Annotated in this window: 18 protein-coding genes; 8 read left to right on the forward strand and 10 right to left on the reverse strand. The window is 61.0% G+C overall.

Features of this window, described 5'->3' with window-relative positions:
* The first annotated feature begins 41 nt into the window (after nt 1-41).
* From B9H00_RS04950 to trkA, 3 genes are all read left to right on the forward strand, one after another.
* Nucleotides 42-707, forward strand: a complete 666-nt coding sequence (locus tag B9H00_RS04950; RefSeq protein WP_086901711.1) for a nicotinamidase — start codon at nt 42-44, stop codon at nt 705-707.
* Between the two features lie 33 nt (nt 708-740).
* Nucleotides 741-947 (forward strand): dodecin, encoded by a 207-nt coding sequence (locus B9H00_RS04955; protein ID WP_086899708.1) that lies wholly within the window; start codon nt 741-743, stop codon nt 945-947.
* A 155-nt stretch (nt 948-1,102) separates the two neighbouring features.
* Nucleotides 1,103-2,476, forward strand: a complete 1,374-nt coding sequence (trkA, locus tag B9H00_RS04960; RefSeq protein WP_086899709.1) for a Trk system potassium transporter TrkA — start codon at nt 1,103-1,105, stop codon at nt 2,474-2,476.
* Here trkA and B9H00_RS04965 read toward each other — a convergent pair.
* Nucleotides 2,473-2,844: a DUF2784 domain-containing protein gene (locus B9H00_RS04965; RefSeq protein ID WP_086899710.1), complete on the reverse strand. Its 372-nt coding sequence runs from the start codon at nt 2,842-2,844 to the stop codon at nt 2,473-2,475. The genes trkA and B9H00_RS04965 overlap by 4 nt on opposite strands.
* Before the next feature lie 162 nt (nt 2,845-3,006).
* On the opposite strand from B9H00_RS04965, the gene B9H00_RS04970 reads away from it, so the two are divergent.
* A complete protein-coding gene (locus B9H00_RS04970) occupies nt 3,007-4,221 on the forward strand; it encodes a TraB/GumN family protein (protein ID WP_086899711.1) in 1,215 nt (404 codons plus the stop codon).
* A 70-nt stretch (nt 4,222-4,291) separates the two neighbouring features.
* On the opposite strand, the gene B9H00_RS04975 is transcribed toward B9H00_RS04970, so the two are convergent.
* The 4 genes from B9H00_RS04975 to B9H00_RS04990 form a co-directional block, all read right to left on the reverse strand.
* Nucleotides 4,292-4,579 (reverse strand): putative quinol monooxygenase, encoded by a 288-nt coding sequence (locus B9H00_RS04975; RefSeq protein WP_086899712.1) that lies wholly within the window; start codon nt 4,577-4,579, stop codon nt 4,292-4,294.
* A gap of 42 nt (nt 4,580-4,621) precedes the next feature.
* Nucleotides 4,622-5,335: a tRNA-uridine aminocarboxypropyltransferase gene (locus tag B9H00_RS04980; RefSeq protein WP_086899713.1), complete on the reverse strand. Its 714-nt coding sequence runs from the start codon at nt 5,333-5,335 to the stop codon at nt 4,622-4,624.
* Entirely contained in the window at nt 5,332-6,270 is a 939-nt protein-coding gene (locus B9H00_RS04985; protein ID WP_086899714.1) for a bile acid:sodium symporter family protein, read from the reverse strand. Before B9H00_RS04985 ends, B9H00_RS04980 begins: the two co-directional genes overlap by 4 nt.
* Nucleotides 6,271-6,366: 96 nt before the next feature.
* Nucleotides 6,367-7,095, reverse strand: coding sequence for an SIR2 family NAD-dependent protein deacylase (locus B9H00_RS04990; protein WP_086899715.1), 729 nt, complete (start codon nt 7,093-7,095; stop codon nt 6,367-6,369).
* 174 nt (nt 7,096-7,269) lie between these two features.
* On the opposite strand from B9H00_RS04990, the gene B9H00_RS04995 reads away from it, so the two are divergent.
* From B9H00_RS04995 to B9H00_RS05005, 3 genes are read left to right on the forward strand one after another with little or no spacing between them, the layout of a single operon-like run.
* The gene (locus B9H00_RS04995) at nt 7,270-8,052 is read left to right on the forward strand and encodes a pseudouridine synthase (protein WP_086901712.1); all 783 of its coding nucleotides are present in this window, start codon (nt 7,270-7,272) and stop codon (nt 8,050-8,052) included.
* Nucleotides 8,049-8,927 (forward strand): tRNA threonylcarbamoyladenosine dehydratase, encoded by an 879-nt coding sequence (locus B9H00_RS05000; protein WP_086899716.1) that lies wholly within the window; start codon nt 8,049-8,051, stop codon nt 8,925-8,927. The genes B9H00_RS04995 and B9H00_RS05000 overlap by 4 nt, the downstream gene beginning before the upstream one ends.
* Nucleotides 8,924-9,157, forward strand: coding sequence for a DUF1653 domain-containing protein (locus B9H00_RS05005; RefSeq protein ID WP_086899717.1), 234 nt, complete (start codon nt 8,924-8,926; stop codon nt 9,155-9,157). The genes B9H00_RS05000 and B9H00_RS05005 overlap by 4 nt, the downstream gene beginning before the upstream one ends.
* Before the next feature lie 84 nt (nt 9,158-9,241).
* Here B9H00_RS05005 and bfr read toward each other — a convergent pair whose 3' ends face one another.
* The 5 genes from bfr to lptF form a co-directional block, all read right to left on the reverse strand.
* Nucleotides 9,242-9,745 (reverse strand): bacterioferritin, encoded by a 504-nt coding sequence (bfr, locus tag B9H00_RS05010; RefSeq protein WP_086901713.1) that lies wholly within the window; start codon nt 9,743-9,745, stop codon nt 9,242-9,244.
* Between the two features lie 188 nt (nt 9,746-9,933).
* Nucleotides 9,934-10,161 (reverse strand): (2Fe-2S)-binding protein, encoded by a 228-nt coding sequence (locus tag B9H00_RS05015; RefSeq protein WP_086899718.1) that lies wholly within the window; start codon nt 10,159-10,161, stop codon nt 9,934-9,936.
* Between the two features lie 152 nt (nt 10,162-10,313).
* Nucleotides 10,314-11,834, reverse strand: a complete 1,521-nt coding sequence (exaC, locus tag B9H00_RS05020) for an acetaldehyde dehydrogenase ExaC (RefSeq protein WP_086899719.1) — start codon at nt 11,832-11,834, stop codon at nt 10,314-10,316.
* Between the two features lie 216 nt (nt 11,835-12,050).
* Entirely contained in the window at nt 12,051-13,106 is a 1,056-nt protein-coding gene (lptG, locus tag B9H00_RS05025) for an LPS export ABC transporter permease LptG (protein WP_086899720.1), read from the reverse strand.
* Nucleotides 13,106-14,185 (reverse strand): LPS export ABC transporter permease LptF, encoded by a 1,080-nt coding sequence (gene lptF / locus B9H00_RS05030; protein ID WP_086899721.1) that lies wholly within the window; start codon nt 14,183-14,185, stop codon nt 13,106-13,108. Before lptF ends, lptG begins: the two co-directional genes overlap by 1 nt.
* A 221-nt stretch (nt 14,186-14,406) precedes the next feature.
* On the opposite strand from lptF, the gene B9H00_RS05035 reads away from it, so the two are divergent.
* The gene (locus B9H00_RS05035) at nt 14,407-15,891 is read left to right on the forward strand and encodes a leucyl aminopeptidase (protein ID WP_086899722.1); all 1,485 of its coding nucleotides are present in this window, start codon (nt 14,407-14,409) and stop codon (nt 15,889-15,891) included.
* The last annotated feature ends 80 nt before the right edge of the window (nt 15,892-15,971 follow it).

A 15,971-nucleotide genomic window follows, 5' to 3' on the forward strand; every position in this document is an offset into this window, starting at 1 on the left:
TGGCCCACTCACATCGTGTCTACTCACACCGCGAACCTGATATGCCCGGAAACCGTCCTCCAATTGATGAGCGGGCGCTGATCGTGGTGGACATGCAGGGTGATTTCATGCCCGGCGGCGCCCTGCCCTGTGTGCGCGGCAACGAGATCCTTGATGGCATCCAGGCGGCGATGTCCAGCGGCGAGTATGGCCATATCGTGGCCACTCAGGACTGGCACCCGGCCGGCCACATCTCCTTTGCCAGCAGTCACGGCCATCATCAGCCCTTCGAGGTAATCGAGCTTTACGGTGAGCCACAAACGCTCTGGCCGGATCACTGCGTGCGCGCCACCAGCGGTGCTGTACTGGATACGCGGCTGGACTGGTCGCTGGCGAACATCATCATTCGCAAGGGTAGCGACCCGCGCGTGGACAGCTATAGTGCCTTTCGTGACAATCTGGGCCCGAAAGGCACTCGCCCTTCCACGGGGCTTGCCGGCTGGCTCGACGAACGCGGCGTGACCGAAGTCTCCGTGTGCGGGCTGGCCCGCGAGGTCTGCGTGCTCTGGACCGCCGAAGATGCCCTCAAGGCCGGCTTTACTACCCGTTTTCTCTGGCCGCTGACGCGTCCGGTGTCATTTGACAGCGACGCCGCCACGTATCAACGGCTGGAACACTGCGGTATCGCGATCGTCGATACTGCTTCCATGGACTCCCCTGATGCCTGATGCATCCAGGGGCCACGTTAAAGGAAAGACACCATGAGCGATCACGTTTACAAATCCGTTGAACTGACCGGCTCTTCCGAGACCAGCATCGAGGAAGCCGTACAGAACGCCCTGACCAAGGCCAGTGAAACGGTCAAGAACATGCAGTGGTTCCAGGTCACCGAGACCCGCGGCCACATTGAAAATGACCGCGTTGGCCACTGGCAGGTCAGCGTCAAGGTCGGCTTCACCCTCGAGTGATGCCTGCGCGGCAGTCAGCTTCTGGCTGCCGCTTTTGTCTCTCCTGCCCTTTTGACGTTCGTCTGTAACAATCCTTCCCTGCCCTTTCCCTTGTCGCCGTTTGGTGCCAACATCCCCGCCATTGATCTTGCCTTGTCACCCTTCGGATCACCGTCATGAAAATCATCATTCTGGGCGCCGGCCAGGTAGGCGGCACGCTGGCCGAGCATCTGGCGCATGAAGACAACGACATTACCGTGGTGGATGTCGACAGCGTTCGCCTGCGCGATCTGAGCACGCGCCTTGATCTGAGAACCGTGCAGGGCGTGTGCTCCTATCCGATCACCCTGAAGGAAGCCGGGGCAGAAGACGCTGACATGCTGATTGCCGTGACCAACTCCGACGAGGTCAACATGATGGCCTGTCAGGTGGCACACACCCTTTTCAGCACGCCAACCAAGATCGCACGAGTCCGCGCGACCCAGTATCTGACCAGCAAGGGGCTGTTTTCCCAGGACGCCATCCCGATCGATGTCCTGATCAGCCCCGAGCAGGTGGTCACCAACCACATCCGTCGCCTGATTGAATACCCCGGCGCGCTGCAAGTGCTCGATTTCGCCAATGGTCTGGCCCAGCTGGTGGCGGTCAAGGCTTATTACGGTGGCCCGCTGGTGGGTCAGGAGCTGGCCTTCCTGCGTCGCCACATGCCCAATGTCGATACCCGGGTGGCGGCCATCTACCGTCGCAATCGACCGATCATGCCGCGTGGCAACACCGTTATCGAAGCCGATGACGAAGTGTTTTTCATTGCCGCGCGCAAGGACATTCGCACCGTCATGGGCGAGCTTCGGCGAGTGGACCGAGGCTTTCGACGGGTCATGATCGGCGGTGGCGGTAATATCGGCGAGCGGCTGGCAGAAACCCTTGAGCAGGATTATCAGGTCAAGATTCTTGAACAGAATCTGGAGCGCTGCACCCAGCTCTCGGAGAACCTGAAACGCACCGTGGTCCTGCACGGCAGCGCCACCAGCAAGCGGCTGCTGCTTGAGGAGAACATCGAGGAGTGCGACATCTTCTGTGCGCTGACCAACGATGATGAGGTCAACGTCATGTCCTCGATGCTGGCCAAGCGCCTCGGAGCCAAGAAGGTGCTGACCCTGATCAACAACCCGGCCTATGTGGATCTGGTTCAGGGCGGCGAGATAGACATTGCCATCTCGCCACAGCAGGCCACCATCGGCGGACTTTTGACCCACGTGCGACGCGGCGACATCGTCAACGTGCACTCCCTGCGGCGTGGCGCTGCCGAAGCCATCGAAGCCATTGCCCACGGTGACTCACGCTCCTCCCGCGTGGTCGGACGTACGGTCGGTGAGGTCAAACTGCCCGAAGGCGTCAGCATCGGCGCCATCGTGCGCGGACGCGATGTCATGATCGCCCACCGCGACATCACCATTCAGACCGATGATCACGTCATCCTGTTCGTGGTCGACAAGCGTCGCCTCAAGGAAGTCGAGCGTCTCTTCCAGGTGGGGCTGAGCTTTTTCTAACGTCGCCGTCGCCACTTTTGTTGGATCAGCCACACATAGGGCGGCAGGCTGATCAAAAGCGCGCTCAGCCCCAGCCAGACCTGTAGTGTCGGTGTCAGACCAGCCGGGTAGATCACACCGAGCAGATAGTGCTCGATGAAACCGTCCTCGAACCCGGCCTGACCGGCGCGGCCTCGCAGCAGGTTCTCCAGTGGCGTCAGCGGACAGCGCCAGCCGTTGAGTTCAAGCGATACGGCCCAGGCCAGCGCCGGCAGGTGCCACACGGCAAGACGCGGGCGGCGCGGCACGAGCCAGCCGCCGCATACCACCCAGACGATAAAGCCCAGATGCAGGATCAATACGCCATCGGCTGCCAGTCGATATGCCATGTGCCTGCCCCACTGCCTCTTTTCAACACTCTAGCGAGCCCGGACCACGCCGGCCATTCAGGGTGGCCTTTTGTTCATTGTGCAGGGTTCAGCGATAATGCCTTCTTTCATATTGGCGGCACTCGATGCTGCCCTTTCATTGACGCCAGCCTGTGAGCCACCATGCCCAACCAAGGACAGGGTCCGCGCGACACCCTCGATGTCGGTGATCATCATCTCACGCTTGTGGGGACTGCCCACGTCTCTCCTGAAAGTGCCGAAGAAGTGCGCGAACTGATTCGCTCCGGTGACTTTGACGCCGTGGCCATCGAGCTTTGTGCCTCCCGTCATCAAAGCCTGATCGACCCCGATGCCATTGCCCGACTGGATCTCTTTCAGGTGCTGCGCCAGGGCAAGGCCGGCATGGTGGCTGCAAGCCTCGCCCTTGGCGCCTTTCAGCAACGCGTGGCCGAGCAGTCCGGCATCGAGCCGGGCGCTGACATGAAGGCGGCCGTCGAGGAAGCACAGCGCCTTGAGCTGCCGCTTTACCTGGTGGACCGGGATATTGGCGTGACGCTCAAGCGCGTTTACCGCAACGCACCGTGGTACAAGCGCATGACGCTGGTATCGGGGCTGGTCGGCAGCGTGCTGTCACGTCAGAAGGTGTCCAGCGAAGAGATCGAACGGCTCAAGGAAGGCGACGTACTGGAAGCGACCTTTGCCGAATTCGCGCAGCAATCCCGACAGCTCTATACCCCGCTGGTCGAGGAGCGTGATCGCTACATGGCCTTGAGACTGATCGAGACCCTACCGGAAGGCAAATCACGACGGGTGCTTGTGGTCATTGGCGCAGGCCATCTCAAGGGCATGGGCGAACATCTGCGTACGCTCGATCAGGAGACGCCCGCCCACGCCGCCGTGATTGACGAACGTCAGGCGCTGGACCACGTGGCACCTTCGGGGCGGCTATGGAAGCTGCTGCCCTGGCTGATCGTGGCGCTGGTCGTGGCCGGTTTTGCCATGGGCTTCAGCCGCGACACGGGGCTTGGCTGGTCGCTGGTCCTTGAGTGGGTGCTGATCAATTCAACACTGTCGGCACTGGGCGCGCTAATTGCGCTGGGGCATCCGCTGACCATTCTGGCGGCCTTTGTGGCCGCACCCCTGACCTCGCTCAATCCGACCATCGGCGTGGGATTTGTGACCGCAGGCGTCGAGCTCTACATGCGAAAACCCACGGTAGGCGATTTCTCTACCCTGCGCCGCGACGTCAGCCACTGGCGCGGCTGGTGGCGCAACCGGGTGGCGCGCACGCTGCTGGTCTTTCTTCTCTCCACCGTGGGCTCTGCGGCAGGCACCTGGATTGCCGGGCTGCGTATCGCCGGGCAGCTGTTCGGGTGACCCGGGAAACCCATGACAAAAAGCGCCGTGACAGGGTCACGGCGCTCGCGTGCCTGATGGCTCTGAAATATCAGGTCAGTACGTCGTACTCGCGTACTTCCATCTGCTCGATGGCGTTTTCAAGCGTCTGCGCCATCTGCTTGTAGTGCTCGGTGGCAATATGGGCATCCAGCGCCGCACGATCACGCCACTGCTCGACCATGATAAATGTCGACTTCTGCTGGCTGTCGCGTGTCAGAGTGTACAAAAGGCAGCCGTCATCTTCTCTGGAAGGTGCCACGATTTTGGTCAATTCGGCCTCGACGCGTGCTTCCTCACCCGATTTGGCCTTGATGGTGGCCAGAATTCCAAGCGTCATATCCCTCTCCTGTCGTGAACGTGCGCTCCAAGAATAGACGGCTCAGGCTGACTGCGCGCGCCGCTTGTCCAGAAGCCGCCGCGCGGCCTCTGATTCATGGGGCGTGCCGGCATCGCGCCGGGCGGCAGCATACTGCTCGTTGAATACCGTGAAGTAATCATCGAGCACCTGCGCCCCCGTTTCATCGCCCGAGTGACGCAGCAGTTCGGCCGCCACCTCGGCCGTACACAAATGCTCCGGACTGGCCGGCTTTCTCAGCCGATAGCGGGTCAGGCGATCGGTGCGCAGCGCCACGATCGGCAGCTCGGCGAGATAGTCGCTTTTGCGAAACATGCGCCGCGCCTGACGCCAGGTGCCATCAAGCAGGATGAAGACCGGAATGCGTGGCGTATCACAGACGCGGGCCATGTCCACGACCCGGTGACGGTAGTCCTCCTGGTCGTCGGGAAACACCAGGCAGGGGGCAAAGCGTGGGTCAGCCAGCGCCGCCAGCAGCATCGTGTCCGGCTCGGTTCTCGACCACTCAAATACCCGGGTGCCCGCGATGCAGTCACCGATCAAACGCCCGGTATTGGTGGGTTTGTAGTGTTCGATGCGATGCGTGATCAGCCAGAACTGCGCCCGGGTGGTCACCTGCAGGCGATAGTCACAAATGCAGTGCAGTCCCGGCATACGGCAGCTTTCGCAGCGTCTGACCAGGCTGCCGCGCGCGTTGAACGGCTTGCGCGGCGCCTGAGGATCATGACCGTGACTCATGAGGTGACGGACCCGTCATTGACCGGTGCTGCGGGGCGTTTTTTCCAGTAGGCAGCCAGAATCGAGCCGGAGATGTTGTGCCAGACCGAAAAGAGCGCCCCTGGAAGGGCCGCCGCGGCCGGGAAGAACTTGGTGGCCAGCGAGACGGCAAGCCCCGAGTTCTGCATGCCGACCTCGATCGCCACGGCGCGACAGTCTCGCTCGTTCAGTCCCGCCAGACGCGCCAGCCAGAACCCACCGATCAACCCGCAGCCATTGTGCAGCACCACGGCCAGCGCAATCACGGGGCCCAGGGTAGCCAAACGTCCGGCGTTAAGGGCCACCACGATGGCAATGATCATCACGATGGCCGCCATCGCTACCGTCGCCAGCGCCGGCTCTATGCGTCGGATGGTCGTTGCCATGAAGTGATGCACGACCGTGCCCAGCGCGATCGGTACGATCACGAGTTTGGCAATGCTCCAGAGCATGCCACCTACGGGCACATCAATGCTGGCGCCCATCCAGAGCCAGACCAGCAACGGCGTCATGACAATCGACAGGAGCGTCGAGATCAGCGTCATGCTGATGGAGAGCGCCACGTTGCCACCGGCAAGCCAGGTCATGACGTTGGAAGCCGTGCCGCCCGAAGTGGCCCCGACCAGCATCATGCCCACTGCCAGTTCGGGTGACAGCCCCAGCAGGTGCGAGATGGCAAAGGCGGCGGCAGGCATCAGGACGTATTGAAGGCCAATCCCGATCATGACCGCACGTGGGGAGCGCGCCACGCGGGCAAAGTCGTGACGCGACAGGGTCAGCCCCATCGTGAACATGATCAGGGCCAGCAGCGGCGGCACCCAGGCCTTGAAGGAGACCAGCGTCTCGGGGAAAAGCGCGGCCAGCAGGGCCGCGCTCAGGGCCCATAAAGGGAAAAATCGATTGATCTGCTCAAACATGACGGTATCTATCTGATAGCAATGACAGGATGCGCTTATCCGCCAGCGGGCAGCGCTCGTGATAAACCGCTGTGCTTTTTCGGCTCGATCAGAGCCTCATTGGTCCAGCAGCAGGTCAGGGTCGGGCTTGAGCAGACGGCCATGTTGTGACCAGAAGTCGCACAGGCGACGGACCCCGTCAGTGGCACTGGTGGCCAGTGGCACAACGCCCTGAACGGCCAGCTCACGAGCACTGGGGTCCACCAGTACGCGAGGAGCCGCCAGAGGCGCTTCATCCATCAGCATCGAGGCCGGTGTCACGGCCAGCGACGTGCCTACAATCAGCAGGAGGTCGGCATCGGCCACGATATCGCAGGCAGTGCCATAGAGTGGTACGTTTTCGCCGAACCAGACCACATGCGGGCGCAGCTGAGCGCCGTTGTCGCAGCAGTCCCCGATCTCGATGGTCTCGTCTTCATCGAGTCGATAGACCAACCGGGCATCGCGGCTGGAGCGTGCTTTCAGAAGCTCGCCATGCAGATGCAGCACATCGCGAGAGCCGGCACGCTCGTGCAGGTCATCAATGTTCTGGGTAATGATGCTGACCCGGAAGTGTTTTTCGAGCTCGGCCAGCGCCAGATGGGCCGCGTTGGGCCGGGCCGCTCGCACCTGGGCGCGGCGCTCGTTGTAAAAGCGCAGCACGGTGTGAGGGTCTCGTGCCCAGCCCTCGGGCGTGGCCACATCCTCAACGTGATGATTCTCCCAAAGGCCGTCGCCATCGCGGAAGGTTTTGATACCACTTTCAGCGCTGATACCGGCACCGGTGAGAACGACCAGGTGAGCCATGTGTTTTCCCTCATGAAGATGTGCCCAGGGCGAGGCCACCGGTACGATTACGGGCCGGGGGCCGCCGATGGCGCGGGGATTTTAACAGAGTCCTTTCACTGCGCCATCCTGACCCTGTACATCGGGACACGCAATTGCCGACAATAGCGACTGATGCCCGACCACGACACCTTCATGACCCCACCCATCCCCGTGATTTATCGTGACGACCACCTGGTGGTTGTCCACAAGCCTTCCGGCGCACTGGTACACCGCAGCGCGCTGGACCGGCATGCACCGCTGGTCATGCTGCAGGCCCTGCGCAACCAGCTGGGACAGCACGTCTATCCCGTACACCGGCTCGACCGGCCGACCTCGGGTGCCCTGCTCTTTGCCCTGACGCCCGAAGTGGCCACGGCGCTGGGGCACCAGTTTCAGCAGCAACAGGTCCAGAAACGCTACCTGGCCATTGTGCGCGGCATTGGCCCTGAACAGGCGATCTATGACTGGGCCCTGCGAGAGGAAGACGGCAAACGACCCAAGGCCGAGATGCCGGCCATGGAGGCTGAAACCCATGTCAGACGTCTGGACAGCGTCGAGCTGCCGATCGCCATCGATCGCTATCCGACCAGTCGCTACTCGCTGATGTCCGTTACGCCCACCACAGGGCGCCGCCATCAGATTCGCCGTCATCTGAGCCGCGGCGGCTATCCCATCATTGGCGACGCGCGACATGGCAAGGGCATCCACAACCGGTATTTCCGCGACAATTTCGAGACCGGGCGCCTGTTGCTGGCGGCCGTGACCCTCGAATTCCATCATCCTGTCCTTGAGCGCACACTCAGGGCCACCGCCGCCGTCGAAGAGGACATGGCCGCGCTGATGCATCGATTCGGCTGGGCCGGTCACTGCCCGCTCAGTCATGTACAGTGGCCGGAAACCCTCGATACATCTGATAAAAGAGACGCCGCATCATGAGCGATACAGACAGCGTCGAGCGCCTGGACGCTGCTCGTCACGAGGCAGATTTCGCCGCACGATTTGATGGCATGCGCCGCCTTTATGGCCATACGGGCATCGAGCGTCTGCGCCGCGCCCATGTCGTGGTCATCGGTATCGGCGGTGTGGGCAGCTGGAGCGTCGAGGCACTGGCACGTTCGGGTTTCGAGCGCATCAGCCTGATCGATCTGGATGATGTCTGCACGACCAACATCAACCGCCAGCTACATGCCCTTGATGGCACCATTGGCCGGCCAAAGATCGAGGTCATGGCCGAACGCTGCCGGCTGATCAATCCCTGGCTGCGAGTCGAGCCCATTGCGGGCTTTATCACGCCGGACCACATTGAGCGCATGCTCCCGGAGGATACCGATCACGTGATCGATGCCATCGACCACGTGGGCGCCAAGTGCGCTCTGATCCATTACTGTCGGCGCCGGAAAATCGGCCTGACCGTGACCGGCGGCGCCGGCGGCCTGACCGATCCGACGCGCATCACCACGGCGGATCTCACCCGCACCGAGCATGACCCGCTACTGGCGAAGGTGCGAAGCCGGCTGCGACGGGAATACGGTTACAGCCGTAATCCCAAACGCCGATTTTCGATCACCTGCGTCTACTCCCCCGAACAGCGACGCTATCCGGATGGTGCCGGCGAGGTGTGCAATACCCGCCCGAGCGATGGAGAGACCCTGAAGCTCGGCTGCAGCGCCGGCTATGGTTCTGCCACCTTCGTGACCGGCGCCTTTGGCTTTGCCGCCGTGGGTCACACCATCGAGCGTCTGATCCGGACCGGCCTCGAGGAAGACGGCTCTGATCATAACGCTGAATCTGTCACCGAGGAGTCCATATGAAACGAGAAAACGAACACGCCGTGCCCCCCGGCGTCTATCGACACTACAAGGGCAGTGATTACGAGGTACTGGGCGTGGCGCACCACAGCGAGACCGAGGAACCGCTGGTGGTCTATCGCGCCCTTTACGGCGAATTCGGCCTCTGGGTTCGGCCGCTGGCAATGTTTCGTGAAAACGTCGAAATCGACGGGGAACCGGTGGCGCGCTTTTCACTGATCCGACATTTCTAGCGACTGCCCACTCAGGGCCCGAAATGACAGCGGGCCACCCCATGGGGTGGCCCGCTGTCATGCGCACGTGAGACAACGACCGGATCAGGTCGCGGTTTCGCCCTCTTCGCGCTCGTTGGCGGCGCGCATCTGGCGCTGCTTGTAGTTTTCCAGACCCACCTGTTCCAGCAGGTGCAGTTCGGTCTCGATGATATCGATGTGCTCTTCTTCTTCGGCCAGAATCTTCTTGAGCATTTCACTGCTCGGGTAATCGGCAACGGATTCGCAGTGTTTGATGGCCTTGATCAGATCATCACGGCCTTCGTGCTCGATGCGCAGGTCGCACTCCAGCATTTCCTGAACGTGCTCGCCGATGTGGAGCTTGCCCAGATCCTGCAGGTTGGGCAGACCGTCAAGAAACAGGATCCGCTCGATGAGAATATCGGCGTGCTGCATCTCTTCGATCGATTCCTTGTATTCCCAGTCGCCGAGACCGTGCAGGCCCCAGTTGCGATACATGCGGGCATGCAGGAAGTACTGGTTGATGGCAATCAGTTCGTTGCCAAGGATCTTGTTGAGGTGCTCGATAACCTGAGGATCGCCTTTCATGTGTTTCTCCGCCATCAGTGGTCATGGCGGTCGCCGAAATCTGCGTCCGCCTCTGGAGAAGCAGTATCCATCAAACGCGGGGGGATTTCGACCATACAGGCATAAAAAAAGGCTCGATGCGAGCCATTATCATAAGACAATTCAAACAGTTAGCAGTTAAAAACCCATCTCTTCAAGACGGGCCGGCCTCAGCGCGCGGCGTAGGCAAGCTCTTCAAAATGACGGGCCGGAATATGCTGTGCCAGATGACGATCCAGCAGGGCTTCATCGACGATTTCCTGTGCCAGACAGGTACATTTGCCGCACTGGGTCGAACACCGGGTCATGCGGGAGACGTCTTCCCAGCTCGAGGCACCCAGCGCGACAGCCTGCTTTAGTTGACCGTCCGTGACCTTCTTGCACATGCATACAAACATGGATACCCCCGGCACAAGAGAATACAAATGATTCTCATAAGAGATTGCATTGGCGCAATATGCGAAACATTTTCATTCGCGTCAACCTCTAATGCGATGGCGGCCATAAAAAAGAGCGACCGAAGTCGCTCTTTGACACCCAGGGATCGTATTCAGTAGAGACCGGCCGGGCTGTCGCTGTAGGAGATCAGCTGACACTTGAGCTGCTGATAACTGCCCAGCATGGCCAGATGGGTCTCGCGGCCAATCCCGGATTTCTTGTAGCCCCCGAAAGCGGCATGTGCCGGATACTGGTGATAGCAGTTGGTCCAGACCCGACCAGCCTGAATGGCCCGTCCCATGCGATAGGCGCGGTTCATGTCGCGCGTCCAGAGGCCGGCGCCCAGACCGAACTCGGTATCATTGGCAATGGCCAGTGCCTCTTCTTCGGTCTTGAAAGTGGTCACCGACAGCGTGGGCCCGAAGATCTCCTCCTGGAAAATACGCATGTCGTTGCGCCCCTTGAAGATCGTGGGCTGCACGTAGAAGCCGTTTTCATAGTCATGATCGACCGAGGCCCGTTCACCTCCCAGCAACAGCTCGGCCCCCTCGTTGCGACCAATTTCCATGTAGGAAAGGATCTTGTCGAACTGCTCCTTCGAGACCTGCGCGCCCATCTCGGTTTCGGTATCCAGCGGATTGCCTGACTTCAACCGTTTGGCCCGCTCCACCGCACGCGTCATCAGCGTGTCGTAAACCGATTCGTGAATCAGCGCACGGGACGGGCAGGTGCAGACCTCGCCCTGGTTGAGGAAGGTCATCATCAGCCCTTCGACACACTTGTCGATGTAGGCATCGCCGTGATCGAGCACGTCCTCGAAATAGATATTGGGCGACTTGCCGCCAAGCTCCAGCGTGGCCGGAATGATGCGTTCGGCCGCCCGGGACATGATATGACTGCCGACCGGTGTCGAGCCGGTAAAGGCGATCTTCTGAATACCGGAGTGGGTCGCCAGCGCCTCGCCGGCTTCCTCGCCGATGCCCTGAACCACGTTGAGTACGCCCGGCGGCAGCAGATCCTGAATCAGCTCGAGCAGCACACAAATGGACGCCGGCGTCTGCTCGGCGGGCTTGAGCACGCTACAGTTGCCGGCCACCAGCGCCGGCGCCAGCTTCCAGCCAGCCATCAGCAGCGGGAAATTCCAGGGAATAATCTGGCCCACCACGCCATAGGGCTCGTGATAGTGATAGGCCACCGTCTCGCTGTCGATTTCGCTGATGCCGCCCTCCTGCGCCCGAATACAGCCGGCAAAGTAGCGGAAATGATCTGCCAGTAGCGGAATATCGGCCGCCAGACACTCCCGGATCGCCTTGCCGTTGTCCCAGGTTTCGGCCACCGCCAGCACCTCGAGGTTCTCCTCGATGCGATCGGCGATCTTGAGCAGGATGCCTGCCCGCTCGGCCGGGGCCGTCGCAGCCCAGCCAGGGGCCGCCTTCTGGGCGGCCTTTACGGCGCGATCGACATCTTCCCGTCCGGAGCGCGGTACCCGGCAGAATACTTCACCGGTGACCGGGGTCACGTTATCCATATAGCGGCCATCGGCGGGCGCGCACCATTCACCGCCGATGAAGTTGTCGTACTGCTCGCGAAACTGCACAAGGGCGTCCGAACTGCCGGGTCTGGCGTACTGCATTGTCCACCTCCAGAGAATCAGGGTAGCGGTCGATGAAAAAACCTCTCGGCACCCTCTACTCTGGCACTGCCGCAACAGCACAACAAACGGATATTGGTCCAACAGACACGAGCAACACGGCCCATGCGGCCTGACTCAAAGCCATGAAAGGCACTAAAAAAACGCCCCGAGGCGGTCACCTCGGGGCGTCAGGAACAGATCAAACCGTCGAAACACTCAGCCAGCGCGGCGCAGCAGCCAGAACCCGATGCCGAAACACACGGCCATGGGCACCACAATCGCCCAGATGGGCGAAAACCCGAAGATGGTCGCGGCCGGGCCGAGCAGGTCCTGAACGTACTTGAAGACCAGCCCTACCACGGTGCCATAAAACACGCGCGAGCCTGCCGCAACGCTTCGCAGTGGCCCGAAGATGAACGAGGCCGCAATGATGACCAGTGAGGCCAGCGTCAGCGGCAACAGCACCTTTTGCCAGAAATAGAGCCATGTATCGTTGGCGCTGACACCCTGCTCATTGAGATAGTGTCCATAGCGCCAGAGGTCCTCGATCGACTGGCTGTCACGGTCGGTGATGATCAGACGCAACAGCTCCGGGTCCAGCGAAGTATCCCAGTCCAGTCGGTCAAGATGCTCCGAGCTTGTGCTCTCCTTTTGAATCAGGGTGCGATCCACATCCTCCAGCGTCCACTCATCCCCTTCGAGTACAGCCCGGGCGGCATGGGTCGCCTCGACCAGTTGCTCCCCGTCATAGCGAAAGCGGTTGACGTCAAGCAGCGTATTGTCCGAGCGAATGGAGCCAAAGCGATAAAAGCTGTCGCCTTCGCGCTGCCATCCCCCCGTGCGTGACACGGCGCTGCCTTCCTGCAGCTCGGTGCGCCAGGCCTGGCCAAACATCTCGGTTCGCGGTGCGGCAAACTCCCCCACCGCCATGACCAGCAGCACCACGATCAGCAGGGGCTTCATGACCCCGATCAGAATACGCCACAGGGAAAAGCCGGCCGAGCGCATGACGGTCAGCTCGTTGCTGGACGCCATCGCGCCAAGCCCGACCAGCGAGCCGATCAACACGCTCACCGGCGCATACTGATAAAAACGCCAGGGCAGACGAATCACTCCATACATCAATACCTGCAGCGTCCCGTAGTTGCCCTGGGTATCCCCCAGGTCATTGATGAAGCTGATGGTGAAATCGAGCCCGAGAATAATGAGTTGCACGATCAGCATGCCCATGAGGACATTGCGCGCGATGTAGCGATCCAGCCGGTTAAACATCAGCGCGTCCCTCCATGGCGGCTGCTTCGATACAAAAGCCATCCACCGACCAGCGCAAAAACGGCGTGAATGGGCCACAGACCGATACCGGCAGGCAGGCTGCCACTGCCCACGGCGTCCTGTGCCGCCAGCAACAGGCTCATGTAGGCCACATACAGGATGATGGCCGGCATCATCTTGGCAAAGCGTCCCTGACGCGGATTGGCCCGCGACAGTGGCAGGGCAATCATAGTCAGAATCGGCACCATCAGTGCCAGCGAGATTCGCCATTGAAGCGCGGCACGCGCCTTGTTGCTGTCATCACCGATCAGATGCCAGGTGGGTTGAAGCTCGACATCGTCGACATCCATCTGGGCCGTGCCGTTTTCCAGCCGGGCGGCATAGGTATCAAATACCAATTGCTCGGCGACGCGGCTCCCCGGTCTGACGCTCTCCCGGGTACCGTCGGAAAGCACCAGAAAGCGGCTGTCACTTTCAGAATCGCTGGTCTGATACCCTTCCTTGCCCCGGGTCAGCACATCGACCCGCTGCCCCTGCTCATTACGCGCCTGCTCGGCAATAAAGACATTTTTCATCCGGCTGCTGCCCTGCTCGACGCTTTCAGCATAGATGGTGCGCTCCCCCAGCTTTTGAAAACGCCCCGGCGAAAGCGCGCTGAAATCGGCCTTCTCCTGCTGTTCGGTCAGCGTTTTTTCGTTCTGGGTCAGCCCGGCCGGCGTCAGCCAAAGACTGCAGGCCCCGACCACACAGGCCATCAACAGGGCCGGCCAGAAGGATGCCCCCAGAATCCGGGCCGGACTGACGCCACAGGCCGCCAGCACGGTCATCTCGCTGTTGAGATAGAGCTGCCCATAGGCGAGCAGGATGCCCAGAAAAAAGGCCAGCGGCAGAATCAGCTGGAGGAAGCTGGGCAGATGAAACAGCATCAGACTGCCCAGCAGGCTGGCAGGGAAATCACCTTCTGCCACGTCACTGAAGTAGCGGATAAAACGATTGCCCATGATGACCAGCAGCAAAATACCGGTCACGGCACTCATGGTGGTCAATATTTCACGAATCAAGTAGCGAAAAACGATCAAGCGCAGACTCCCTCATACCATCAATATCGAGCGACCGTTTCCGATGCATCTATCGCAATCCCACTCCTGACCATGCAATGGTGCAGGGGTTTGCGTACACTGAAGGCCTGTTCGGACCCACCTGTTCAACGCGTCGATTCCAGCGTTACCGTACTCGACAACGTGTCTGTTCAAAACAGTCATTATCACTAATACCCACTGCATTGTCTTGGGGAGACACCATGGAATTTCCCGTGCTCACCGCCAACCCGGCCCGCTGTGAAACCGACTGCATTATTGTGCCGGTGTTCAAGGACGGTGATTTACCCCCGGCCAGCGAGCGTCTGGATGACGCCAGCGAGCGCCTGATTACCCAGTTGATGGAACGGGGCGATTTTGATCCGGTCACCGCCAGTACCCAACTGGTACCCTTCGCGCCCGGCCTGAACACCGCCCGTCTGCTGCTGGTGGGCTGCGGGGAAACCGGTGAATTCAACGAAGGCGCCTTTCGAAAGGTACTCGATGCCGCCTTTGGGGTGCTGCTGTCCCTGCCGGTCGAAAATGCTGCCATTGCCATGCTGGATCGCGAGAACGGACCGCATGATGTGGTCTGGAAGGCACGCATGATCGCCGAGGCGGCCCTGCGCGCCACTTATCGCTTTGACCGCTTCAAATCGAAAAAGCGCCCGCCGATCACGCTGGCGCGTCTGTCGCTGGTGGTCAGCGACGCCAATGAGGCCGCTGGCGCCGAGGCGGGTGCTCGTACCGGGGCCGGCATCGGCACCGGGATCAATCTGGCCCGGGAGCTGGGTAACCTGCCGGGCAATGTCTGCACTCCGCGCTATCTGGCTGACGAAGCCGAAAAGCTGGGTGTTGAAAATGATCTCAAGGTCACCATCCACGACGAAAAGGCACTGGAAGCCATGGGTGCTGGTGCCATTCTGGCCGTGGGCCAGGGCAGCACCGAACCCTCGCGCCTGATCGTCATGGAATACAAGGGCGCTGAAGACCCCGAAGAAGCGCCCCACGTGCTGGTCGGCAAGGGCATCACCTTTGATAGTGGCGGCATCTCGATCAAGGGCGGGGCCAACATGGACGAGATGAAATTCGACATGGGCGGCGCCGCCAGCGTCATGGGCACCATGAAGGCCATCACCGCCCTGAAGCCGAAGATCAACGTGGTGGCCATTATCGCCTCTGCCGAGAACATGCCGGATGCCAGCGCCCTGAAACCCGGCGACATCATCACCACGCTCAAGGGTCTGACGGTTGAAGTCCTCAATACCGACGCCGAAGGCCGCCTGGTATTGTGCGATGCCCTGACCTATGCCGAGCGTTATCAGCCGGCCTCGGTGGTCGATATCGCCACGCTGACCGGTGCCTGTATCGTCGCGCTGGGCCATCAGACCTCGGCGCTTCTGGCCAACGATGACGCCCTGGCACAGCAGCTTCTGAGTGCAGGCAACGTCGCCTGGGACCGTGCCTGGCAGCTGCCGCTGTGGGAGGACTATCAGAGCCAGCTCGACTCCGAGTACGCCGACATGGCCAACATCGGCGGTCGACCGGCCGGCACCATCACGGCGGCCTGTTTTCTGTCACGCTTTGCCAAAAGCTACCCCTGGGCCCACCTGGATGTGGCCGGTACGGCCTGGGATGGCAAAAAGGGTGGCACCGGCCGACCGGTCGGGCTTTTGAGCGAATACCTGCTGTCCCGCGCACCTCGCTGATCATGATGACGGCGCTCTGTGCCTGCCGCCGTGCGGCAGGCTTTATTGGCACAGGGCGCTTGTGTCATTCTTGACAGGGT

This window comes from Kushneria marisflavi, assembly GCF_002157205.1.
GTDB lineage: Bacteria > Pseudomonadota > Gammaproteobacteria > Pseudomonadales > Halomonadaceae > Kushneria > Kushneria marisflavi.